The following is a 23,759-nucleotide window of genomic DNA, read 5'->3' on the forward strand; positions in this document are numbered from 1 at the left end:
TGTCGTAAACCCTTGGAGTGAGTTCCCCGATCAGATTCGCGCCAGCTGGGGAGGCCGGTGGGCCATGGCCTGATCAGGCCAAGATCACTTTCGAAACGGATCAGACCGCAGTCACCGCGTTCGTCGCAGACCTCCGTCGCGCGCAGGCGATCGTAGGTTTTCAGTAGATCAGCGCTGCCCCGCTGCAGCGATATCACTGACGAGGGGTGTCCTTCGATGCAGAAACCAGATATCCCGGGGGCCTTTGTCTCTCTCGGGGCAAGAACAAGAAGCGCTCTTCCGAACCCCGGAAACGTCCTCGCCGAGCAGGCGCACGAGCAATCTCGGCGCCCCGTCACTCCCCCGCGGGAAACGCGATCGCGAACGGGAACTCCGTCGAGCGCGCGAGGCGCCGCCCGTCGCTCGCGAGCGCATCGAGGTCGGCGATCCGGTCGCCGGTCGCGAGATCCGGATCGGAGGACACGACGACGCGTCCGTTGACGTTCACGAGCACCGCCCCGGCCCACTCTTCGGTCTGCGGGAGCAGGCGTTCTTCGAGGTCGGCGACGAGCACGTCGGCGCAGACAACGCCCGCGAATTCGCCGCGGACGAAGATTGGCAAGGTCGACGTGATCGTGATCTCGTTGGAACACAGGTAGTCGACGAAGGGGCCGGCGACATGTCGCTCGCCCGTCGTCTCGGGCACGCGGTACCACTCGAGGCGGAAGAGGTCGATCGCGGCCTGACCTGGTCCGAAGGTGGAGGAGGCGAGGAGGGATCGCTCAGGGCCCTGCCACCAGGCGAGCGGGTTGCCCTCGGAGACGATCCCGCTGCTCGCACAGTAGCCGGCGCCGTACAGGGGACGCTCGGTCGTGTCGAGAATGCGATGCGAACCGGCGCTCACAAGTTCGACGAGTCGCTGCCCGGTGATCGGTCCGCTGGCCGTTTCCGCTTCGAGCTGCGCTTCGAGCACCGGGCGCCACTCGGTGAGCGGCGCGAACACCCCCGCGAAGAAGTCATCGACGTTGCGGATCGCCCGCTCGGCTGCCAGCAGCGTCGTTGCCACCGTGTCCCCCATCGTCCGGGGCGGGGGCGTCGGTGCTCCCGCGTGCGTTCAGTCTGCCACGAAGATCGCCGTCAGCGGCGGCCGCGAGCAGCTCGGCGCGGAACCCCGTGAGCCAGCGGACCGCGCCGCGCACGCCCGCGGACACCTGTGCGCGGGCCTCGACAGGGTCGCCCGCACGCGTGGCTGCGATCTGCCGCATGAGGGTCTCGTGGGTGACGGCGCGGCGATCCGGATCCGCGTCCTGCAATGCCAGATAGGGCGTGAATTCGGTCTGCACGCGCACGTGTTCGGAGGTGAGGCGCACCGACTGGCTGAGCGCCGCGAGTTCGAGCTGCACGTCGGTGACGCGGCGGCGCCACGCGTCGCGCGCCAGGGTGCCGGCGCTCGCGAGGATCCGTTCGACGACCTCGAGTTCCTCCGGCGCGGCGCGGCGGCACGCATACTCAGCGCAGGCTGCCGAGATGGCTTCGTAGTGCACGGCCATGTCGGCGAGTTCGACCCGCGGGAGTTCCATCAGTGAGCGCGCGTTGACCTCCTCGACAGCGCCCTGACTCGTGCGCACGAAGCTGCCGCCGCCGCGGCCGCGGCGCGTCTCGATCAGGCCACGGTCGCGCAGGGTGCCGAGGGCCTCGCGCACCGTGACGAGTGCGACGCCGAGCAGCGCGGAGAGTTCGTTCTCGCTGGGCAGCCGCTCGCCCTCGACGAATGCGCCGTTGGAAATCGCCTGGGTGAGGCGGGTGACGACGAGCGCGGCGCGCCCCTCATCGCCGAGCGGCGCGAACGCTGCGGTGCGAAGTCGGCTCGGGGTCGAGTGAGCGAGCGAGTGAGGCACGACGCCCTCCGATCCCTGTCGTTCACCGGCAGTTCGATTCTGGCAGGAGCTTCCTCCGGATCCGATGAACTCCCTGTTCCGGGACGCCGTCGGGACCACCCACCGCTTTCTCGTGACCGAATCGTGACCAGATCGATCCTCGCGAAGCCTTTAACATCTCAAACCATATGTTAAGTTCGGTGCATTCAACAGAGCAGTTGAGGAGCAGATTCACCATGGTCGAAGACGACACGAACCGCGGCGACGCCGCGTCCGGTGCCCCAGCGGTGTCCGTCCAATCCGTCACCAAGCAGTTCGGAGACTTCACCGCCGTCGACGGGCTGAGCCTCGACATCAGGCCGGGCGAATTCTTCTCGATGCTGGGCCCGTCAGGATCCGGGAAGACGACCGTCCTCCGCCTCATCGCCGGCTTCGAACAGCCCACCGAGGGCACGATCTCCCTGTTCGGCGACGACGTCACGAAAAAAGCGCCGTTCGACCGCAACGTCAACACCGTCTTCCAGGACTACGCGCTGTTCCCGCACATGAGCGTCCTCGACAACGTCGGGTACGGCCTACGCGTCCGTGGCGTCGGTAGGGCCGACCGGAAGAAGCGCGCAATGCGGGCCCTCGAGAGCGTTCGCCTCGATCACGTCGCCGATCGTATGCCCTCGCAGCTCTCCGGAGGCCAGCGGCAGCGCGTCGCGCTCGCCCGCGCCACCGTCGTCGAACCCAGCGTGCTCCTCCTCGACGAACCACTCGGCGCCCTCGACCTGAAACTCCGCGAGCAGATGCAGGTCGAGCTCAAGCAATTGCAGCGCGACCTCGGGATCACCTTCATCTTCGTCACCCACGACCAGGAGGAGGCGCTCACCCTCTCAGACCGGATCGCCGTCTTCAACGCGGGCAAGATCGAACAGCTCGGCACCCCGCGAGACCTCTACGAAAACCCGGCGTCACGCTTCGTTGCTGACTTCATCGGCAACACGAACCTGCTCGACGCCGAGGTGTCGCACACCGTCCTCGGGGTCGCGGGCGACCACTCGATCCGGCCGGAGAAGATGATCGTTTCTCGCTCCGAGGACGCGGCTCTCGGCGTGCGCAGCGCGGCTGGATCCGTCGTCGAGTCGATCTACCTGGGCAACTCCACCCGCGTCGTCGTCGATCTGGACGCGGGAGTCCGGGTCACCGTCCTCGAGCAGAACGTGCGCAAGCACACGCCCGAGGACGCCCGCGGCGAGCGCGTCTTCGTCCAGTGGCACGACGAGGACGTCGTGCCACTCCAGCCCGCGGCCTGATCCGCACCGTCCAACACCAGGCCTGATCGCGGCGCGATTCGGCCCCAAACGAAAGAAGAGTCACATGACACGCACACCGACGCAGCGCCGCGTCGCTGCCGCGCTCGCCGCCGCAGCGGCACTCGGCCTCACCCTCGTAGGCTGTGGAACGAGCGGCGGCGGGGGCAGCGCGAGCGGCCCCACGGAGGCGAAGGAACTCGGCAAGACGGAGGGCGCGATCTCGATCCTCGCCTGGCCCGGCTACACCGAGGACGGCTCCAACGATCCGAAGGTCGACTGGGTCACGCCGTTCGAGAAGGAGACTGGTTGCAAGGTCACCACGAAGACGTTCGGCACCTCGGACGAGGCGCTCAACCTGATGAAGACGGGCGACTACGATGTCGTCTCCGCGTCGGGTGATGCCTCGCTCCGCCTCGTCGCTTCGAAGGACGTGCAGCCCGTGAATACGAAGTTGCTCAAGAACTACGACGGCATCTACGACTTCCTGAAGAACCGTGCCTGGAACACCGTGGACGGCAAGTCCTACGGCGTACCCCACGGCTACGGCGCGAACCTCCTGATGACCGACAAGAAGACCTTCCCGAAGCAGCCCGATTCCTGGGATGTCGTATTCGATAAGGCGGGCGAACATGCTGGCAAGGTCACCGCCTACGATTCGCCGATCTACATCGCCGATGCGGCCATGTACCTCATGACGCACAAGCCCGAGCTCGGGATCAAGAACCCGTACGCGCTGGACCAAAAGCAGTTCGACGCGTCCGTTGAGCTCCTCAAGGAGCAGCGCAAGTCGGTCGGCGAATACTGGAACGATTATCTGAAGGAAGTCCAGTCGTTCAAGTCGGGCGATAGCGTCGTCGGCACGAGCTGGCAGGTGATCCAGAACGTGCTCGAGGGCGAGGGCGGAACCACCCAGGTCACGCTCCCGAAGGAGGGCGCGACCGGCTGGAGCGACACCTGGATGATCGCCTCCAAGTCCAAGCACCCGAACTGCTCGTACGCCTGGCTCGACTACATCGCGAGCCCCAAGGCGAACGCGATGGCCACCGGCTACTTCGGCGAGGCCCCCTCTAGCGAAGAGGCCTGCAAGTACCGCGACGACTGTGAGGCATACCACGCCGGCGACGCCGACTACGCGTCGAAGATCTGGTATTGGACAACTCCGATTGAGGAGTGCCTCGACGGCCGCAAGGACGTCAAGTGTGTCGATTACGCCGCCTGGACGAAGGCCTGGCAGGAGATCAGGGGCTAACCCATCTGCGCCGGGTCCACGGCCGACCTATCGGGGAGCTGTGGATCCGGCGCATCACCCTCACCCTGACGAGGTTTCTCGTCCTCAGCTTTCTCCCTCACCCCACTGCTTCACGCAGCCCCACTGCTCCACGCGGCCCTGGAACTCCACGCGGCCCCAGCGGATCGAGAGGATCCCCACATGACCGGAACTGCTCAGGCGCAGGCATCGTCGCCCGCGCCTCAGGCCCCGCCGCAGCCTCCGCGCGCAAGCTCACCGTCGCTCGGACGAAGGGTCTCCTCCTTCCTGTACGCGCATCCCCGTGCACGGCTCACCCTGCTCCTCACGGCGCCCATGTTCTGGCTCGGCGTCGTCTACATCGTCGCCCTCGCCCTCCTCCTCGTCACGGCGTTCTGGGGCGTCGACAGTTTCACCGGCCAGATCAAGACGGAATTCACGCTCGATAACGTGATCGAGGTCATCACCGGGTCGCTGTACCGGACCGTCACACTCCGCACCGTCGGCATCGCGCTCGCGGTGACAGTAATCGATGTGGCGCTCGCCCTGCCGATCGCGTTCTACATGGCGAAGGTCGCCTCACCCCGGGTGAAACGCATCCTCCTCGTACTCGTCCTCACCCCGCTGTGGGCGTCGTACCTCGTCAAGGCCTATGCCTGGCGCTCGGTCCTCTCGGACGACGGCCTGCTCAGCTGGCTCCTCACCCCTGTGGGCGCGCATAGCCCGGGCTACGGCGTCACGGCAACGATCATCACTCTCTCTTACTTGTGGCTGCCGTACGTGATCCTGCCGATCCAGGCCGGCCTCGAGCGCGTACCAAATTCCCTGCTCGAAGCGTCCGCGGATCTGGGCGGCAAGAGCTGGCGCACACTGGGATCTGTGGTCCTGCCGCTCGCGTTGCCCGCGATCATCGCCGGCACGATCTTCAGCTTCTCGCTCTCACTCGGCGACTACATCACCGTCAACATCGTGGGCGGGACCAGCCAGATGCTCGGCAACCTCGTCTACACCAACGTGGGCGCGGCGAACAATCTCCCGCTCGCGGCGGCGATCGCGCTCGTTCCCCTGCTCATCATCTTCGCCTACCTGTTCCTCGTGCGACGCACGGGCGCACTGAACAACCTGTAGGAGCCGAAATGCGACTCTCCAAGACCGCGCGCGTCACCCTCGGCGGGATCACGGCTGTGATCCTCGCGGCCGTCTACCTGCCGCTCCTCGTCGTCGTGCTGAATTCGTTCTCGACGTCGAAGTCCCTCACCTGGCCGCCGCCCGGTTTCACGCTCGAGTGGTGGGGGAAGGCTTTCCAGAGCGCTGGCGCGCTGGACGCGGTCGGTACGAGCGTCCTCGTCGCCTGCATCTCCACCGCGATCGCGCTCGTGCTCGGCACCCTGGTGTCTTTCGCTTTGCAGCGTTTCGCGTTCTTCGGCCGCGAAACCGTCAACCTCCTGGTCATCCTGCCGATCGCACTCCCCGGCATCATCACCGGTATCGCGCTCAACAACTTCTTCACGACGATCATGGGGGTCCCGCTGTCGCTGTGGACGCTCGCAATCGCGCACGCCACCTTCTGCATCGTGACCGTGTTCAACAACGTGGTTGCGCGCCTGCGTCGCACCGGCACCTCGCTCGAAGAAGCCTCCGCGGACCTCGGAGCAGGGATGTGGACCACTTTCCGGCTCGTCACATTCCCGCAGCTCCGCTCCGCGCTCCTCGCGGGCGGCCTCCTCGCCTTCGCCCTCTCCTTCGACGAGATCATCGTGACCACCTTCACGGCGGGCTCGAGTGTCACCACGCTCCCCATCTTCATCATGAACAACATGTTCCGCCCCTCGCAGGCCCCGATCGTCGCCGTGATCGCGGTCGTCATGATCATCGTCTCGATCATTCCGATCGCTATTGCGCAGAAGCTCGGCGGAGACGAGGACTCGCGGGCGACGCGGTAGGCAACACAGACTGAGGTAGGCAACACAACAGCATCGCGCGCACGCACCGGCTGGGCAGTCCGGTGCGTGCGCGCGAGTTCCTGTTCGCCGAGCTAACGAGCGTGCGAGAAGAGTTGCGGCGGCGCTTCTGACGGAGTCCCCACCGGCAGAGCCGGACCCGCACCATCCGCGAACACGTGAGGTCCGAGTTCGGAGACGGAGCGCACCCCGGCGTATGCGAGTGCGATTCGGAGTTCGTCCGAGAGCACGGCGAACGCGCGATCCGCACCAGCCTCACCCGCGGCAGCGAGCCCGTAGGCGAAGGCCCTGCCACCGGCAGCGAGGTTTGCCCCGCGGCCGAGGGCCGCGACGATGTCGGAGCCGCGGCGCACGCCGCCGTCGACAATGATCTCGGCCCGATCCCCCACCGCGTCAGCAATTCGCGGCAGCACGTCCACCGTGCCCGGCTGGTTGTCGAACTGGCGTCCGCCGTGGTTCGAAATGAAGATCGCATCGGCGCCAGCGTTCACTGCCTCCTCGGCATCCTCAACGCACATGACGCCCTTGACCGCGATTCGCCCATCCCAGGATCGCCTGATCGCGGCAACATCTTCCCAGGTTGCGTCCTTGGTGTTGTGACGGGACATCCAGCCGTCCATTTCACGCATGCGGATCCTGCGGTCGTCGATTCGATAGCTTCCCCAGGTCATCGGGCGGCCGGTCAGCCAACCGGCCATCCAACCGGGATGCAGCGCGACGTCAAAAACGTCCCGGATCGGCGGTTTGGGCGGCATCCCCGTGCCGTGCACGATATCCCGCTCTCGCTTGCTGGAGAACGCAACGTCCCCGGCGACGACGAGCGTCGAAACCCCGAGATTTCGGGCCCGCGCGATATGTTCCTCGGTCACCTTTCGATCGCGCCAGAACGCGATCTGGGCGAGGACTCGCCCCCCGGCGGCATCGTGGGTCTCCTCCAGCGAGCAACCGGACCACGGGGAATGCACCATGAGGCTTCTCGCACGAGCAACCGCGCGCGCTATTCCCAGATCAGAATCGGGATGCAGAATCGTTAGCAGTCCCATCGGGGAGACGATCATGGGAATACCGAGGTCCTCACCGAGTGCGCTCGTGCTCACGTTGATCTCGCTCAGATCACGAAGAATGCGCTGCTTGAACCGCAGCGATTCGAAGGCCTCGCGATTTGCACGAAGCGTGCGCTCATCGAGCGCACCCCCGTCGAGGAAATCAGAAACCATTTTCGGCAGGCGGCGATGCGCGCGGCGCCTGAGCGCCTCGATGCTGTACAGCTTTTCAGTCATGTTCTTCGTGTGCTCCAGAACTCTTGGAATTGACTCAATCGGTGGAGAACGCGGGGCTACCCGAGCACTCTCGACAGGAACGTGCGCGTCCGATCGTGCTTCGGAGTGACCAGGACCTCCTCCGGGGGGCCTGACTCGACGACCACACCGCCGTCCATAAACACGATCTGATCGGCTACCTCGCGGGCGAAGCCGAGTTCATGGGTCACAACGAGCATCGTCATGCCGTCGTTCGCGAGGTCTTTCATCACCTGCAAGACCTCCCCGACGAGCTCGGGATCGAGCGCTGATGTCGGCTCATCGAACAAGATCAGTTTCGGCTTCATTGCGAGCGCCCGCGCAATAGCGATGCGCTGCTGCTGCCCGCCTGACAGCTCCTGCGGATAGGCGTCGCCACGATCCGCGAGCCCGACCCGCTCGAGCAGCACCCGCGCCTCGGCGACGGCCTCAGCGACGGGCCGCTTGAGGACCTTCGTCGGCCCCTCGATGATGTTCTCCAGAACGGTCCGGTGCGGGAACAGGTTGAACCGTTGGAACACCATGCCCGTCGCCCTTCGGGATCGGGCGATCGCCTTGGGACTCGCCGCGACAAGGTGCCTGCCCTTCCGCTCCGCTCCGACGAGTTCGCCGTCGAGCAGGATCATCCCGGCATCGATCGTCTCGAGCCGATTCACGCATCGCAACAGCGTTGTCTTCCCGGAACCTGACGGGCCGATCAGGCAGGTCACCGAGCCCGGTTCAACCGTGAGCGAGATATCGGAGAGTACGGTCTTGCCGTGGAAGGACTTCTTCAGCCCGCGAATGTCCACCATGCTTCTATGCATTGTTCGGCTCCTGATCGGTGATGTGCTGCCGAGACCCGCGGCGTCGCTCCGCGCGGGGCGAGAACCCACGCGCGTAGTGCGCCTCGAGTCGGGACTGGATAGCGCTCAGCAGGGTCGTCAGCGCGAGATACCAAATGCAGGCGACGAGCAGCAGCGGGATCGTCTGGTAGTTCATCGCATAGATGATCTGAGCGGAGTACAGCAGGTCGGAGATGGCCAGCACACTCACAAGCGACGTGCCCTTCAGCATCGAAATGATCTGATTCCCTGTCGGCGGGATCACCACGCGCATCGCCTGCGGGAGGACCACACGGCGCAGGGTCAGGCCGTTCGTCATACCGATGGCCCGGCTCGCATCGCGCTGCCCCTCGTCTACGGACTGGATCCCACCGCGGATGATCTCCGCCATGTACGCCGCCTCGTTCAGCGAGAGACCCAGGAGCGCAGCGGTCAGCGGCGTGATCAGCACGTTCGCCGACCCGATCTCAATACTGGGGCCGCCGAACGGGAGTCCCAGAGCGATCATCGGGTAGAGCGCCGCAATGTTGTACCAGAAGATGAGCTGCACCAGCAGCGGCGTCCCCCGGAAGAACCAGATGTAGCCGCGTGCGACCAGCGAGAACGTCGGGTTGGCGGACAGCCTCATCACCGCGAGCAGTACGCCGAGCGCGATTCCCACCGTCATCGAGACGACCGTGAGGAGCAGCGTGAGACCGACACCCGAGATGATCCTCGAGTCGAAAAGGAAGCTCAGCACCGTGCCCCAGCGGAAGCGCTCGTTGGTCGCAACATCCCAGGCGGCGGCGACGAGCACGAATATCACGAAGAGACCGCCGATAATCGACCACCACTGACGGCGAGGGCGGACCTCCAGCGAGGTGAGGGTCGATTGCACCTGGGTCGGCGTCTCGCGATCCGAGGAGCGACGCTCTTCCTGCGGAATTGTCTCTGCAGACATGTCGCGGCTCACTGGGGAACGTTGACGTTCACGGTCTTGATTGCCATCGACTCGACGCCATAGCTTTCCAGGACCTTGGTGTACTCCGGTGTCGTGATGATGTGCTCCATCGCAACTTTCACGGCATCGGTGAGACCGGCATCCTTGGACAGGCCGATGCTCACCGGAGAGGCCGTGTTGTTGTCGGGCACCTCGATATCCGGGTTCTGCTTCGCAGCGAAACTCAGGATCGGCCCGTCAGCATAGACCGCGTCGCTCCGATCGCTCACCAGCGAGCTGATCGCCTGTCGAGTGTCCTGGAACTGCTGAATTTCGAGTTCGCCTTTGCCCGCTTTCTTGCAGGCCGCGTTGAGATCCGGGACATACACCTTGAGCTGGTACGAACCGGTCAGTACCGCGACCTTCTTGCCGCAGAGGGAATCAAAGTCGAGCTTCTGCGGGTTTCCGTTCCGGACGGCGAGCCCGCTCCCCATGTTCAGGTAGTCCACGAAATCGAGGGCCTTGATCCTCTCCTCGGTGGGGGTCATGGAAGAAACCGTCGCCTGGTATCGCCCCGCCTCGATACCGGGAATGATCGAGTCGAAGTTTGTTACCTCGATCTGGAGTTTGAGGCCGAGCGTGCCGGCGACCAAGCGTGCGACATCCGGGTTGATACCGGTCATCGTCTTGGTGCCTTCGCGGTAGAACTGCGTCGGCGGTTCGTTCGTCGGAATTGCAACGGTCAGCACTCCCTCCTTGGCGATCTTTTCGGGCACGAGGGCCTGTGCCTTGTCGTAGACGGCAATCGTGGGTTCGGCGCCCTCACCGCCCTGAGGAGTGGCACCGCCTCCATCGCCGCTCTGGCTACATGCGGCCAGCGCCAGGGTGCACAGCAGGGCGAGAGCACCGGTTGCGGTGCGAGCTTTCCGATTGAGCAGCATCTTTGCCACCTTTCTCCGGGTTGACGGGTGAGACCAGTATTTTGAAACCTGACAAAAAGCTGAATGGATAATCCTCTAGTGAAACCGATAAATCGCTGGACTAATCTCTAAGCATGGTTCCCCACGAGAAGCCCACATTGGCCCTTGCGCTTCGCCTCCTCGACCAGGAACTTCGCCCCGTGATCGGAGGCGCAGGGGAGCGCTGGGAGAGCCGGACTTTCGAGGGCGCGGAGTTCTGGAGCCCGGGGGTTGCACCATCCGCCTACCGTGGCCGCATTCTGCTCGTGCCTGGTGCGCTCAGCCCCGAAGTGATCTCGAGCCTGCTCGACGCGCTCTCGGCCGGTGCCGTGGCGATCCTGCTCACCGAGGGGGCCGCGGAAAACCTCTCGCGAAGTCCCGAACTCGCCGCTTTGGCGCTCGCGCTTGCAGAGGGGTCTGATTGGAGCGACACCGCAACCATTCTCCGGGGACTGTGCCCTCCGGGGGTTGCGAACGAGACCGCTGGGCTCCGTCGCGGGGACCTCTTTTCTCTCGCGCAATCACTCGCGACCCTTGCGGGAGGGGCCGTCAGCATCGTCGACACCGCCGGACGCATCGTCGGCTATTCCACGCTGCCGGATCAGCCGATCGATGAGGTCCGGAGGAAGTCAACGCTCGCACTCAAGGAGGCAGAGCCTCCCTCCGAGGACATCGACCACATCGCACTGTTCCGTTCAACACGAGCGATGTGGGTGGCTCCCGGCCCGGGAAGGCTTGGACGAGTCGCACTCCCCGTACGCGCCCAGGGGGAACTGCTCGGCAGCGTCTGGTTGATCGTCGGCGAAGAGGAGAACGCCGACGCCGCGATCATGTTCCTGAACTCTGTCGCCGGGCTCACCGCCCACCACATGCTCGAAGCCCGGGACCTCGAGGCGGCGGAGGGCGCGCGCAGCTCCGACCTGCTGCGCACCATCATGGAGGACAGCACCTACCGCGTGCACGCCGCCGCAGAGCTCGGTCTTCGCACCGGTGAACACTATCGGGCCCTCGCCTTCGGTGCGAGCGCTCCGGATGGCATGAACCCCGTGCTGGCTTCGCGCAGGCAACTCCACCAGATCTGGTTGATCGCTCGAAGCCTCTTCACGTGGTGCCGGGTCGCGGTGCTCGGTGACGAGATCGTCGTCCTCGTGGCCTCAGCGAGTGATGAACGCGCGAACGCATTCGCGGAGCGCGTGCTCACGAGTAACGAGATGCCCCATGTTGCGGGCATCGGGAGCGAGGCGATCGGGGTCGAAAACCTCGCCGCTTCAATGCGCGAGGCGATCTCGATCGCGCAGCTTCTCGGGCGCAGCGTTCATCAGGACACCTCGGGAAAGCGAATCGCGAGACTCGACGACGTGCGGGAACAGCTCGGACTCGAGCGCCTCCTCCGTCACCTTGATTCCACCGGCGTGCTCGAAGGAGATCCACTGGACCGTATGGACCAGTTCGACGCGTCGACGGGAAGCGATCTCGCGCACACCGTCACCGTATTCCTCGAGTCACTGGGGAGCGTCAGCGAGTGCGCGAGCGCGCTCCACGTACACCCGAATACGGTTCGCTACCGCCTGGAACAGGTCCGCTCACTGGGCATCAATCTTGATCTTCCCAGCACCCGGCTCTGGGTGTGGGCCCGGATTTCGGCGCGTTCAATGTTCGGGAGCTAAGGGCCCTCGCCCGACCAGCCGCTGCCACAATTCCTGGCACCTGCGTCTGGCTGTTCTCGCCTTGGGTGCTTCGCTGCTTCAACGCACGTGGGTGCGCGTCGGCTCACGCCAAAGCGTGAGCCAGCGCTTTACGTTACGCAGAGTTACACTTGGGAAGAGTAGCCGCCCGCGAGAGGCGCGCTCCTCGACCGCTATTCGAGGTGGCCTCACACGGGAGGAGGCTACAACCGCGCCACCGAATGCGAAGCTCAAGCGAAGAGTCTGGGGAGGCAGGAATCCTGTTTCGAGCCTGGACTTCCAGCAGTTCCAATTTGCCCCTGACAAGGACCTTGGAAACTACATCAACTCGAAGGAGGAGTTCGACTACCTGATGGACAACCACAATCGCATCACGCGCGACAGCGCGGACAACAGAGCAGCTCTCGAAATCTTGAAGAGGAAGCTCTACTGATGGAGATTCTCGCAAAATGGGTACTGCCATTGGCACTTGTCGGAACCTTATTCACCACCGGATGCACAATCCAAGGGAAGCCAGAAATGCACTCGTCCCAAGATTCCGACAAGCCGGGACAACAGGTCAACCCCGGTCTCACCTGGCAGAAAGCAAAATCAGACACCCAGGAAACAGAGCAGCAGATCGCCGACCTCATTCCGAAGGAACTCGTCGAGTCTGTTAAGCAGCAGTCCGTTGGCATGCTCTTCCAATGCAGCAACGGCCAGCACCAGTGGGGCGGAGGGACCATCGTAAATCTCCGCCAAGACAGCGATTTCCCGGCCGCCATCAGAACACTCGAAAAGCACTACCAAACCGCAGGTGGCGGTTATTCAGTGAAGGTCGGCGATGACGCGTTCGGTTACCTCCAACTCACACTCACGACATCTCGAGATGATGGCGAGGCCTATCTCGTGAGCACTGGTCTCGAGAAAAACCAGCTCAACATCGATTCCCGTTCCCCCTGCTTCACGCTCCCCGAGGGCGTCTACCCTGGCGGCGACTTCTAGACCGTTCCCCGCACTCCCTCGGCCGCCACTCGTTTGAGGTGGGGATGCGCAGCGATCCGGCCCTTAAGGACACCAATCAACTCGGCATTGGGCACAAGTTGGGGCCTCGCGAACCTCACTTCGTCAGAAGTCGCGGGCGCGCACTATGACGTCATCGTTTCACTCGCGGGTGCCGGGATGCCCGAGAACTGGTCACCGGCCGAGGGCACGAAGTACATCAATATCAACTACTACGACATCCTCATCCACGCACAGTCAAAGGGCGTGATCTGGGGAAGCAGACAACCAGAAGGCTCTTTTCGTCTTGGAGGGTGCGCTCACGCAATGAGAGTTCGTTCGAAACAATTCATACTCGCGGCAACGATCGGAATGCTGTTCGCCACAGGATGCACAATGCAGGGGAAGGCCGAAATGGCCTCATCCAAGAACTCCAATGCACGGGAGCACCAGCTCAATCAAGGACTCACCTGGGAGAAAGCAAAAGCAGACACCCAGGAAACGGAACGGCAAATTGCCGGCCTCGTACCAAAGGAACTTGTCGACTCTGTGAAGCAGAAGGGCGCCGGCATGCTCTTCCAATGCAGCAATGGTCAACATCAGTGGAACGGGGAAATCACAGTGAAGCTGCGCCCCGATGCGGCCTATTCGACCGCACTCAAGGCGCTCGAACGTCACTACGAGACTGCAGGAGGCGACTACTCAGCAAGCATCGGGGATGACGGTTTCGGCAGCCAATGGCTCACGATCGTCACCTCCCGAAACGACGGAGAGAACTACCTCGTGAGCACCGGCCATAAAGAACACCAGCTCCGTATCGATTCGAGCTCACCCTGCTTCACGCTCCCCGAAGATGTCTACCCTGGTGGCGACTTCTAGGCAGTTCCCCGCACTCGGCCGGCCGTCGCTCCACGGTCACTCAGTGCATGGTCACTTAGTGCACGGTCACTCTGTGCACGGCCCGAGAAACTCGATGCGTGGGCATCGCCCGTCTCCCGTCGCGATCGAGGCCTCAACTCGGTACACCTCACGGATCCGCGCCGGGGTGAGCACCTCGGCGGGCGTGCCAGAGGTGACCACGCGGCCCCCGTCGAGCAGCAGGAGCCGATCGCAGTAGCGCGCGGCGAGGTTGAGGTCGTGGAGCGCGATCACGCAGGTCACGCCGAGCGTGCGCAGCAGTTCGAGGAGTTCGAGCTGGTGCCGGATGTCGAGGTGATTCGTCGGCTCATCGAGGAGGATCTCGGTCGGCTGCTGCGCGAGCGCCCTGGCGAGCTGCGCCCGCTGCCGCTCGCCGCCCGAGAGAGTGTGCCAGACCCGGTCCTGCTTGCTCGCGATGTTGACGCGGGCGAGCGCCTCGTCAACCGCGGCGGCGTCCTCGGCACCGAGTCCATCGAAGCGGCCCCGGAACGGGGTGCGACCGAGCTCGACGACCTGGCGCACGGTGAGGTCGCCGTTGGCTGTGGTGTCCTGCTCGACGACGGCGAGCCGGCGCGCGACGGCCCGTCGCGCCATCGCCGCGATCGGATGCCCGTCGAGCCGGACCTCCCCGCTTGCCGGGCGCCGGAGACCAGCGAGCACGCGGAGCAGCGTTGATTTACCCGATCCGTTCGGGCCGAGGAGGCCGATCACCCGGCCGTCGGCTGCGGTAACGTCGACGCCAGTCAACAGCTCAGCGTCTCCGATGCGGAATCCGATCTCGCGCGCGGTCAGCTCACCCATCAGTTGCCCGCCCGCTTCAGCACGATGGCGAACACCGGAGCGCCGAGCAGCGCCGTGATCACGCCGACCGGGAGCTCATTCGGTGCGAATGCCGACCTCGCGAAGGCATCCACCCAGATCAGGAAGCAGCCACCGGCCAGTCCGGCGAGCGGCAGCAGCGTCCGGTGCATCGCCCCGAACAGGATGCGGATGATGTGCGGAACGAGGAGGCCGATGAACCCGATCGCCCCGGACGCCGCCACGGCTGCCGCGGTGATGATCGCGGTCAGCACCATCAGGGAAACCCGCGCCGCCCGCACGTTGATGCCGAGTGCCGCTGCCGAGTCCCATCCGAAGGTGAACGCGTCGAGCGCGGGCGCGAAGAACTGCACGGCGACCACGCCGATGAGGATCACGATTCCAGCGATCACCACGGGCTGCCATCGCGCCCCGCCGAGCGAGCCGAGCAGCCAGTACACGAAACCCCTGGTCGATTGGGCGTCTCCGTTCACCATGAGGATGACGTTCGTGACGGCAGAGAAGAACTGCGAGACGAGCACGCCCGTGAGCACGACGCGCGCCGCGTTGTGCACGCGCCCGCCTCGCGTCAGCAGGAGCAGCGCCCCGAACGACGTGAGCGCCCCGATGAACGCCCCGGTGGAGAGCGAGATCGCCCCCGCTCCGACCCCGAGGAGCAGCACCAGCACCGCGCCCGTCGAGGCTCCGGACGAGACACCGAGCAGATACGGGTCCGCGAGCGGGTTCCTGGTGACGGACTGCAGAACCGTGCCGGACACGCTGAGCGCGATGCCGACGACGGCCGCGAGCAGTACTCGTGGAACTCTGGACTCCCAGACGAGGGCGTCGAGCAGCTCCGGGAGCGCCGGCGCGGGTGCGAGCGCGCCGAGGCCGAGATGCCTGAGTATCGTTGAGATGACATCGAGCGGACCGATGCCCGCCGTTCCGATGAGGGTTGCGCCGATGATCGATCCGACCAGAAGGATCGCTGCCGTTGCGATGGCGAGGGGGAATGGCACGCGAGCGCGTCGCGTTCCGTTCATGGGTACTCCTTGGGCGAGGCTCTGGTCCGGGCGCCTCGGGGCGTGCGTGTGTTTCGTGAGGGGATGGGGGAGGAATAACGGATGCGACGGGCGGGGGTCCCGCCGCATCCGGGCTTGGGTTACTGGAGGCCGACGAGGCCCTCAGCGAGTTTCGGAACGGCGTAGACGCTGCCGTAGCTCGGATCCATGTAGCTGCCGGGGACGATGACGAAGCGGTCGTGCTTCACGGCCTCGAGCTTTGACGTGACCGGGTCCTTCTTCAGGAGTTCGATCTTCTCCTTGGCCGAATCGCCAGGCTTGCCTCGGGTGAGGTCCGCGAGCACGATCACGTCGGGGTTCCGCGCGGCGACCTCGTCCCAGCTCGTCTCAGGCCACTTCGTCTTCGCGTCCGCGAACACATTCTCCGCCCCGACGAGCTCGGTGACGTGCTGCGGCAGTCCGCCGGGACCGGCGGCGAACGGGGCGCCGTTGTAGGTCGAGTAGAACCACATGAGCTTCGGCTTCCCGGTGATCTTCTTGGCGGTCTCGAGGCCGTCCTTGAGCGCGGCCTGCTGCGTCTCGATGAGCTTCTTTCCGGCGCTCGGAACGTCGAAGATCTTCGCCAGATTCTCATACTCCGTGAAGAGCGTGTCGAAGGAGACATTCTCGACCTTCTGCTGGAACGCGCAGTCGAACTCTGTGAGATAGGTGGGAACCTTGTGCTCCTGCAGTTCCTTCCGCTCACCGGCCTTGTCGGCGGCAAAGAAGCTCGCGTAGTGCGAGAGGACGAAGTCGGGCTGCGCGCCGAGCAGGGTCTCGTGCGTGATCGGCTCATCCTTCTTGGAGAGCTGCGGAATCTTGCCGTAGGCCTCGGCGATCTCCTCCGGGGCAGCATCGACCTCGTAGCCCGAGCCCGCGATGCGGTCCGCGAGTCCGAGCCTGATCAGGATCTCTGCGCTCGGCTGGTCCAGTGTTACGGCGTGCTCCGGCGCGCGCTCGACGGTGACCTCGGTCCCGCAGTTCTGGATCTTCAGCGGATACTTGGTCGCGCCCTCATTCTTGGAGATCGCGATCCCGGCCTGTTCGCCGGCCTGCGCCTGCCCGCCGGCGGACGTCGTCCCCGAGCAGCCGGACAGCAGCAGGGAACTCGCCGCAAGACCACAAATGATAACCGTTCTCATTTTCATGTCTAAGATGCTAACAGAGCGTAACGGCTCATAATTCATTTCCACAGAGAAGGACTGCATCGCATGACAGAAACGCCCGCTTCCACCCCTGTTCGTCCGGAGATTCAAAACGGCGGGAACGAAATCACGGATCCCGGCGTGTCCGAACTCATCGCCGCCTGGGAGGCCCAGCAGAACGCCTACGTCGCGAACCGCGCGGAGCGCTTCGGCATCGTGCTCGACGCCATCGCATACGCACGACCGGGTGTCCGCACGATCCTTGATGCCGGCGGCGGTCTCGGCTCGTTCTCACGCCTGATCCTCGAACGATTCCCCGAGGTCAGAGTCGCGACCCTCGATATCGATCCGGCGCTCCTGAGCCTGGCCAGCGCGAACCTCTCCGAGTTCGGCGACCGCTCCCTCATCGTCGACGCCGATCTCGTGAACGACGACTGGCCCGCGGCACTCGAGGGATGGCTCCCCGAGATCGTCGTCTCCAGCACTGCCCTGCACTGGCTGCCGTCGGGGAACCTCGTCTCGCTGTACGAGCGCCTCGCGCGCCTGCTCCCCGAGGGCGGACTCTTCTTCAACGCGGATCACCTTCCGCTCAGCCGGGAGGGCTCCTTCTTCCAGCGGGTCAGTTGGGCCGACGATGCTCGCCAGCAGGGCGCGTTCGCCGAGGGCGTGCCCGACTGGGACGCCTGGTGGCAGCGTTTCGCCGAGCTTGACGGCTTCGCCGAGGTCATCGCGGAGCGGGAGGCGCGGTTCGCCGCGAAGGGCAACGAGGAGCACCTCGACGTGTCACCGGCGTTCCACACCGTGTCGCTCCGCGTTGCGGGGTTCGGCGAGTCCGGAACGCTGTGGCAGCACTTCGACGACTACGTCGTGTACGGGGTGCGCTGACCCGCGGCCACGGGCGGGGACGCCCCACGGCGCTCCCCGCCCGCCGCACTACGGTGCGGAAGGCGATAGCGTGCGGATCTACAGCAGTTCGCGGTGGCGATCCCGAAGCTCCTCGACCGCGCGGCGGAGCGAGGGATCGTCGCCGCGGGCGAGGCCCGCGTACTCCAGGAGCACTCCGTCCTCGGTTGCGATCGCTTTCACCCACATCCGGCGGCGCGGCACGAACAGCGACCACATCAGGCCTGCGAGCGAGGTGAGCGCGAAGATCAGGATCCAGATCTGCGCCGGATTCTGCATGACGTCGAAGGAGGCGTACCTGGGCACGTCCTCGAGCGTGATGGTGCCGAGACCGTCGGGCAGCTGGGCGGTCTCGCCCGGGCGGAGCTCCACCGACTTCTTGTCGACGGCGCGGCCCGTGAGCTGCTTCATGTTCTTCGTGTCGAGCACGTAGACCGATTGCGGGATCCCGGAATCGATGCCGAGGTCGCCAGTGAAGACGTCGAGCGTGAGCACGGGGTTCTCGAGGTCCGGGTAGTTGGAGGTGAACGCTCCGGTCTCGAGTTCGGCCTGTGTCGGGTAGAAGAACCCGCGCAGCCCGAGCTGGGTCTGCTTCCCGCCCTTCTCGGTGACACCGTACGGCACCTTCACGACCCCGAGTGAGGTCATGTTGCGAGGATCCTGCGGGATGAACGGCATCGCCTCGCGATACACGGTCTTCCCCTCGGCATTCTTGATCGTGATCAGGGGCGCATAGCCGTTCGCGATGAGGTAGACGGGTGAGCCATGCACGCGGAGCGGATGATTGACCCTGATCACCTCGTCCGAGGTCTTCCCGTCTCCGCCCGTGAGCGTGACCTTCGCTGTGTAGTCCTTCACCTGGCCGAGCGCGTTGAGATTGCCGTCCTCCGGGGTCATATAGGTGACATCGAGGGACTTGAGCTTCACGCTGAACGGTTCGAGCGTCGAGGTGTTGAACGCGCGGCCGGAGTTCACGGAGTCGTAGTCGATGAGCTGGTTCACCATCGTCTGCCCCTCGACGACGACCTTCTGGCCGTTGAAGGTCAGCGCCCCGCCGACGCCCACGGCGATCAGCACACCAACGAGGGCGGTGTGGAACACCAGGTTGCCCGTCTCGCGGAGATAGCCGCGTTCCGCGGACACCGAGACCTCCTCGACACCGCCGCGCCGCGTGGCGCGCTGCACCTCGACTCGGTAGCGCAACCGCTTCAGGATCGACGCGGCCTCTTCGACCGCGAGCTCGGCGAAGCGCTCACGCTCCTCGGCAGAGGCGTCGGGGTTCGAGACGCGCACCTCCGTGAAGCCCGCCATGCGCTGCAGACGCATCGGCGTCTTCGGCGGCTTGCCGCGCCACGCGATCCAGTGGTGCTTGATGCGCGGCAGCACGCAGCCGATCAGGGAGATGAAGAGGAGCAGGTAGATCGCCGAGAACCAGACCGACCCGTAGACATCGAACGCCTGGATCGGGAACGCGTCGAGGATCGGGAACAGCTTCGGGTGATCCGCCTCGTACTGGATCACGCCGTTCGGGTCGGCGCTCCGCTGCGGCAGCAGCGACCCCGGGATCGCCGCGACCGCGAGCAGGAGGAGCAGAATCAGGGCGACGCGCATGCTCGTGAGCTGACGCCAGAACCAGCGCAGCCAGCCCTTCAGCCCGAGCTCGGGGGATTCGGCGCGGAGCGACCCTCCCGCCCCGGTGCCGTCATCATAATCAGAGGGGCGTGACATAGCTGCCGATCACCGCCTGCAACGCAAACATCATCTTGCTCCAGAGGCCGGTCACCATGAGGAGACCGATGAGGATCAGCAGTCCGCCGCCGATCAGGTTCACGGCACGGATGTGCCGCTTGAAGAAGGACATGGTCTGGGTCATCCACCCGAAGCCGAAAGTAGCGAGAATGAACGGCAGCCCGAGACCGAGGCAGTACGCGAGCGCGAGGATCGCCGCCCGCCCCACTGAACCCGACTGGGCAGCGAGGGTGAGCACGACGCCCAGCGTCGGTCCCATGCAGGGCGCCCAGCCGACCGCGAACACCACTCCGAGCACCGGCGCCCCGAGCAGCCCAACCCGCGGCTTCACCCTGAGCCGGCTCGTCATCTGGAGTTTCGAGAACGCCCCCATGAAGACGAGACCCATCAGGATCACCGCGACGCCCATCACGCGCGTGATCGGGTCCTGCCACTCCCACAGCCAGAGCCCGACGGAGCCGGCGAGGATGTTGACGAGCAGGAAGACGGCCGTGAAACCGAGGATGAAGAGCAGGGCCCCGATGAACATGCGGCGCCGCTCCCGCGTGGCCGCGAGCTTCGGATTGGCCCCGGCCGTGCTGGCCGACCCCGCGATCCCCGACACGTACCCGAGATAGCCGGGGACGAGCGGCAGCACGCACGGCGACAGGAACGACAGCACCCCCGCCGCGAGCGCGATCGCGACGGCGACGAGCAGCTGCCCGTCAGCGACGAGATGCTGGAGATCCACTTATTTCTCGTCCAGCGTCTCGTTGATCAGCGTGCGGAGCTGCGATTCCCCCGCGAGCATGCCGAGCACGCGATGCGCGACGCGGCCCTCCTTGTCGAGCACGAGCGTCGTGGGGACGGCGTTGAGCGGCACCTGCCCGGCGAAGGCCTTCTGCACGGCGCGACCACCGGCCGTGTCCATGACCGAGGGGTACTCGAGCTTGAACTCCTCGGCGAACTGCTGCGCCTGCGCCTGCTCGTCCCGGGTGTTCACGCCCACGAACTTCACGCCCTTCGGAGTGAACTCGTCATACGCCTTCTTGAGATCGGGCGCCTCGGCGCGGCACGGGGGGCAGCCCGCGTACCAGAAGTTCACGACCGTGACGCTGCCGAGGGTGTCGGCGGAGCTGAAGTCTTCACCGTGCTCCGTCTTGCCCTCGTACACGACCGGCTTCGACCGCTCGGCGGGAGGAATCGAGAGCGAGGAGCCGTCGCCAGCGACATAGTTCTTCCCGCTCCCCTCATTCCACTCGTCCGCGATGCCGTTGCCCTCGCTGCACCCGGTCAGTGCGACGAGCGCGATCAACGGGGCCGCGACGAGCGCGGCGATCCTGCGCCGGTTCATACCGCCCCCACGTCCACGGCGTCGTCGATGAGCCCCTCGGCCGGGGTACGGTAGTCGACCTCGAACCAGCGCTCGCCGCGCCGCTCGAAGCTCGTGATGCTCGACAGATCGCAGCGCCGGGTGGCCGGATTGTGGAACAGTTTCTGCCCCGTGATGTCGAGGTGCGCCATCCAGATCGGCGACTGGTGCGACACCATCACGATGTCGCCATCGCGGGTCTCGTCCCACGCCTCGTCCATGGCCTCGCGCACGCGGGCAGCCACCTGACGGTACGGCTCGCCCCAGCTCGGACGGAACGGATTCCAAAACTTGTGCCAGTAGCGCGGCTTCCGGAACGCGGCGTCCGGACCCGAGTTCACCATGCCCTCGAAGTAGTTCGTCGGCTCGATGATCCGCTCATCGGTGACGACCTCGAGGCCGAAAGTGCTCGCGATCGGCCTCGCCGATTGCTGCGCGCGCTCAAGCGGGGAGGCGATGAGCCGCGCGATCGCGCGATCGCTCCCCGCCAGTTCAAGGGCCGCGGCTTCCGCCATACGATGACCGCGCTCGGACAGGCGGAACCCCGGAATCCGCCCGTACAGGACGAGATCAGGGTTATGCACCTCCCCGTGGCGCACGAGATGCAGCAGTTTGTCGCTCACCCCTCCATTGTACGTTCGCGGTCACTGGGAAATCCCGCGGGGTGAATTGCCCGGTCAGGGGCGTGCTTGCCCTGCCACCCGCCGCTATTTCAGGCCCGACCGAACGAACGCGTCGACAACGTAGCGCTGCAGGAAGATGTAGATCAGGAAGATCGGCAAGCAGGCCATGGCGCTCGCCGCCATCACCGCGCCCCAGTCGTTGCCCTCGGCCCCGAGAAAGCCGCGGATCCCGACCTGGATCAGATCCGTCGACTTCTGCATGATGAGCGAGGGCCACAGGTACTCGTTCCACGCGTTGATGAAGAGCATGATCGAGAGCGCGGCGAGGGCCGGCCGGAGGTTCGGCACCACCACTTCCCATAGCGTCCGCCAGGGGCCGCGGCCATCCATTTCCGCGGCGTCGAGCAGCTCCCGCGGGAAGGAGTCGAGGTGCTGCCGGAGCAGCATCACCGCGAACGCGGCGGCGAGCTGCGGGATCATCACGCCGAGGATCGTGTTCAACAGGCCCATCTGGGAGATCAGCACGTAGTTCGGGATCATCGTGACCTGGAACGGCACGAGCCACGATCCCACGAAGCAGAAGAACAGGATCTTCTGACCGCGAAAGCTCCAGCGGGAAAACCCGTAGGCCGCGAGGACCGCCACGAGCATCTGCCCGATCGCGAGGCCGAACGCCATCACGAAGGTGTTCCCGAGCATCCGCAGGATCGGGATCATGTCGAGCACGCGCTCAAAGTTCTCGATACTGAACGGCCCCGGCAGGGGGTTCGTCGAGAGCATCTGGTCTGCGGGCCGGAACGCCGTGACGAACATCCAGTAGATCGGGAAAATCGAGATCACGGACAGGACCGTCAGGAGCACGAAGGCCGGGATCTTGCCCATCGTGCGCCGTCGCCTGGCTGGCAGGAGCCCTGCGTGGGCCGATCGGCGGTCCGCGCCGCCCGTGCGAACGGGAGCATCCGCCTGTTCGGGGTCGTGCAGCGCGGGTTCCGGCGGGGACCCGAGCGAGATCTGGTGCTGCGGAGCGACGAGCGTGAAGGTCATGGGAGATCCAATCGAATCGGGGCCGGAGATCAGTTGTCGTGGAAGCTCAGGCGCTCGGACAGCTCGACGAACAGGAGCGCGATCAGCCCGAACCCGATGAAGAACAGGGTGCCCGCGGCCGCGGAGAGCCCGGCGTCGAAGTTCTTGAAGCCGAACTGGTAGAGGAGATAGTAGATATTCGTCGACGATCCGCTCGGACCGCCCTGCGTGGCGAGGTCGATGATCGGGAAGGTCCACTGGGCCGAGAGCAGGATCGTCATGAGGGCGAGGAACACGAGCGACGGCGACAACAGCGGCAGCGTGATCCGCCACGTGATCTGCCCTCCGCGGGCGCCGTCGGTCGCGGCGGCCTGCGCGTAGTCGGGGCTGATTCCGGCGAGTCCGGCCGATACGACGAGCACGCCGAAGCCGAGCATCTGCCAGCCCACCACGACGACGACCGCGGCGAGCGAGGAGCTCGGCTCGCGGAACACATTCCCGAGCTCGATCCCGAGCGTGCGCGCGACCGCGGGAATCGTGCCCCCCTCCGGGGCGAAGAGCCACCGCCAGATCGCGCTCGTCGCAACCGGGGTGACGAGGAACGGCACGAAGATGAGCGCCTGGAAGACCGTCTTGGCGCGTCCGGCAACGCTGCGGGCGACGAGCGCGAACACGACGGGGAGCGCAACCGAGATGCACAGGAACGCGCCGATGTAGATGGCCGTGTTCCAGAGCGCCTGATGCAGTTCGGGGAGGCTCAGGACCGTGGCGTAGTTCTCGAGTCCCACGGGCTTCTTCGGCACCGTCGGAATCAGGTTCCAGTCGTAGAAGGAGAGCCCGACCGTGCGTCCGAGTGGAATGTAGGTCCAGATCAGGAGCATGACCGTAGCGGGCAGCACGTACAGGTAGGGGGCGAGCTCGAAGCGCCCCCGCCCGCCGGCTCGCGAGCGTCGTCGCGGACGGGGAGCCGCGGCGACTCGCTGGCCATCGGACGCACCTGGGCCGGCATCAGTATCCCCTGATGGATCGGCGGATTCGGCCGCGATGCGCGGCGGGAGGACCTCGATGAACAACCGTCTGCTCCGTTCTGCAGTGGGTGGGTTTCGCGGGGCGCTGCGCCGGGTGAGCGCTGCGCCGGGACGGGCCCCGCGCGCCGCGCCG

At 65.3% G+C, this 23,759-nt stretch carries 23 protein-coding genes; 8 read left to right on the forward strand and 15 right to left on the reverse strand.

Translation table 11 applies throughout. From position 1 onward, the window contains the following. Positions 1–334 precede the first annotated feature (334 nt). Positions 335–1,045, reverse strand: a complete 711-nt coding sequence (locus JD292_RS06475) for a PDC sensor domain-containing protein (RefSeq protein ID WP_369411173.1) — start codon at positions 1,043–1,045, stop codon at positions 335–337. Further along, on the reverse strand, positions 996–1,877 hold the full coding sequence (locus tag JD292_RS12455) for a FadR/GntR family transcriptional regulator (RefSeq protein WP_200131914.1): 882 nt from the start codon (positions 1,875–1,877) through the stop codon (positions 996–998). Before JD292_RS12455 ends, JD292_RS06475 begins: the two co-directional genes overlap by 50 nt. Positions 1,878–2,092: 215 nt before the next feature. Between JD292_RS12455 and JD292_RS06485 the strand changes: the two genes are divergently transcribed. From JD292_RS06485 to JD292_RS06500, 4 genes are all read left to right on the forward strand, one after another. Then, on the forward strand, positions 2,093–3,154 hold the full coding sequence (locus tag JD292_RS06485; RefSeq protein WP_200131915.1) for an ABC transporter ATP-binding protein: 1,062 nt from the start codon (positions 2,093–2,095) through the stop codon (positions 3,152–3,154). A gap of 64 nt (positions 3,155–3,218) precedes the next feature. Beyond that, entirely contained in the window at positions 3,219–4,403 is a 1,185-nt protein-coding gene (locus JD292_RS06490) for an extracellular solute-binding protein (protein WP_200131916.1), read from the forward strand. Between the two features lie 180 nt (positions 4,404–4,583). Beyond that, on the forward strand, positions 4,584–5,528 hold the full coding sequence (locus JD292_RS06495) for an ABC transporter permease (RefSeq protein WP_200131917.1): 945 nt from the start codon (positions 4,584–4,586) through the stop codon (positions 5,526–5,528). Between the two features lie 8 nt (positions 5,529–5,536). Continuing rightward, entirely contained in the window at positions 5,537–6,343 is an 807-nt protein-coding gene (locus tag JD292_RS06500) for an ABC transporter permease (RefSeq protein WP_200131918.1), read from the forward strand. Between the two features lie 92 nt (positions 6,344–6,435). On the opposite strand, the gene JD292_RS06505 is transcribed toward JD292_RS06500, so the two are convergent. The 4 genes from JD292_RS06505 to JD292_RS06520 are packed head-to-tail and all read right to left on the reverse strand — an operon-like array spanning position 6,436 to position 10,343. Further along, complete coding sequence (locus tag JD292_RS06505) at positions 6,436–7,641, reverse strand: alpha-hydroxy acid oxidase (protein ID WP_200131919.1); 1,206 nt, start codon at positions 7,639–7,641, stop codon at positions 6,436–6,438. A gap of 56 nt (positions 7,642–7,697) precedes the next feature. Then, positions 7,698–8,465, reverse strand: a complete 768-nt coding sequence (locus tag JD292_RS06510) for an amino acid ABC transporter ATP-binding protein (RefSeq protein WP_304599285.1) — start codon at positions 8,463–8,465, stop codon at positions 7,698–7,700. Next, positions 8,458–9,423, reverse strand: a complete 966-nt coding sequence (locus tag JD292_RS06515) for an amino acid ABC transporter permease (RefSeq protein WP_200131921.1) — start codon at positions 9,421–9,423, stop codon at positions 8,458–8,460. The genes JD292_RS06510 and JD292_RS06515 overlap by 8 nt, the downstream gene beginning before the upstream one ends. 8 nt (positions 9,424–9,431) lie before the next feature. Beyond that, complete coding sequence (locus JD292_RS06520; protein WP_233613764.1) at positions 9,432–10,343, reverse strand: ABC transporter substrate-binding protein; 912 nt, start codon at positions 10,341–10,343, stop codon at positions 9,432–9,434. A gap of 113 nt (positions 10,344–10,456) precedes the next feature. Between JD292_RS06520 and JD292_RS06525 the strand changes: the two genes are divergently transcribed. The 3 genes from JD292_RS06525 to JD292_RS06535 all read left to right on the forward strand — a co-directional run bounded on the left by JD292_RS06525 (position 10,457) and on the right by JD292_RS06535 (position 13,906). Next, positions 10,457–12,028, forward strand: coding sequence for a PucR family transcriptional regulator (locus JD292_RS06525; RefSeq protein ID WP_200131923.1), 1,572 nt, complete (start codon positions 10,457–10,459; stop codon positions 12,026–12,028). 450 nt (positions 12,029–12,478) lie between these two features. After that, positions 12,479–13,030, forward strand: coding sequence for a hypothetical protein (locus tag JD292_RS06530; RefSeq protein WP_200131924.1), 552 nt, complete (start codon positions 12,479–12,481; stop codon positions 13,028–13,030). Positions 13,031–13,207: 177 nt separating this feature from the next. Continuing rightward, entirely contained in the window at positions 13,208–13,906 is a 699-nt protein-coding gene (locus JD292_RS06535) for a hypothetical protein (RefSeq protein WP_200131925.1), read from the forward strand. A 66-nt stretch (positions 13,907–13,972) separates the two neighbouring features. On the opposite strand, the gene JD292_RS06540 is transcribed toward JD292_RS06535, so the two are convergent. The 3 genes from JD292_RS06540 to JD292_RS06550 all read right to left on the reverse strand — a co-directional run bounded on the left by JD292_RS06540 (position 13,973) and on the right by JD292_RS06550 (position 16,952). Further along, positions 13,973–14,746, reverse strand: a complete 774-nt coding sequence (locus JD292_RS06540) for an ABC transporter ATP-binding protein (RefSeq protein ID WP_200131926.1) — start codon at positions 14,744–14,746, stop codon at positions 13,973–13,975. Continuing rightward, a complete protein-coding gene (locus tag JD292_RS06545; protein ID WP_200131927.1) occupies positions 14,746–15,786 on the reverse strand; it encodes a FecCD family ABC transporter permease in 1,041 nt (346 codons plus the stop codon). Before JD292_RS06545 ends, JD292_RS06540 begins: the two co-directional genes overlap by 1 nt. A gap of 119 nt (positions 15,787–15,905) precedes the next feature. Further along, positions 15,906–16,952: an ABC transporter substrate-binding protein gene (locus JD292_RS06550; RefSeq protein ID WP_200131928.1), complete on the reverse strand. Its 1,047-nt coding sequence runs from the start codon at positions 16,950–16,952 to the stop codon at positions 15,906–15,908. 138 nt (positions 16,953–17,090) lie between these two features. Here JD292_RS06550 and JD292_RS06555 point away from each other — a divergent pair, with 138 nt between their 5' ends. Continuing rightward, positions 17,091–17,834: a class I SAM-dependent methyltransferase gene (locus JD292_RS06555; protein WP_200131929.1), complete on the forward strand. Its 744-nt coding sequence runs from the start codon at positions 17,091–17,093 to the stop codon at positions 17,832–17,834. Between the two features lie 78 nt (positions 17,835–17,912). Here JD292_RS06555 and resB read toward each other — a convergent pair whose 3' ends face one another. From resB to JD292_RS06585, 6 genes are all read right to left on the reverse strand, one after another. Then, the gene (gene resB, locus JD292_RS06560) at positions 17,913–19,580 is read right to left on the reverse strand and encodes a cytochrome c biogenesis protein ResB (RefSeq protein WP_200131930.1); all 1,668 of its coding nucleotides are present in this window, start codon (positions 19,578–19,580) and stop codon (positions 17,913–17,915) included. Next, positions 19,564–20,331: a cytochrome c biogenesis CcdA family protein gene (locus JD292_RS06565; RefSeq protein ID WP_200131931.1), complete on the reverse strand. Its 768-nt coding sequence runs from the start codon at positions 20,329–20,331 to the stop codon at positions 19,564–19,566. The genes resB and JD292_RS06565 overlap by 17 nt, the downstream gene beginning before the upstream one ends. Continuing rightward, a complete protein-coding gene (locus JD292_RS06570; protein WP_200131932.1) occupies positions 20,332–20,934 on the reverse strand; it encodes a TlpA family protein disulfide reductase in 603 nt (200 codons plus the stop codon). After that, on the reverse strand, positions 20,931–21,575 hold the full coding sequence (locus JD292_RS06575; RefSeq protein ID WP_200131933.1) for a histidine phosphatase family protein: 645 nt from the start codon (positions 21,573–21,575) through the stop codon (positions 20,931–20,933). Before JD292_RS06575 ends, JD292_RS06570 begins: the two co-directional genes overlap by 4 nt. Before the next feature lie 84 nt (positions 21,576–21,659). After that, positions 21,660–22,619, reverse strand: coding sequence for a carbohydrate ABC transporter permease (locus JD292_RS06580; RefSeq protein ID WP_233613665.1), 960 nt, complete (start codon positions 22,617–22,619; stop codon positions 21,660–21,662). A 29-nt stretch (positions 22,620–22,648) separates the two neighbouring features. Further along, entirely contained in the window at positions 22,649–23,671 is a 1,023-nt protein-coding gene (locus JD292_RS06585) for a carbohydrate ABC transporter permease (RefSeq protein ID WP_233613666.1), read from the reverse strand. Between the last annotated feature and the right edge of the window lie 88 nt (positions 23,672–23,759).

This window comes from Leucobacter edaphi (assembly GCF_016522535.1).
GTDB lineage: Bacteria > Actinomycetota > Actinomycetes > Actinomycetales > Microbacteriaceae > Leucobacter > Leucobacter edaphi.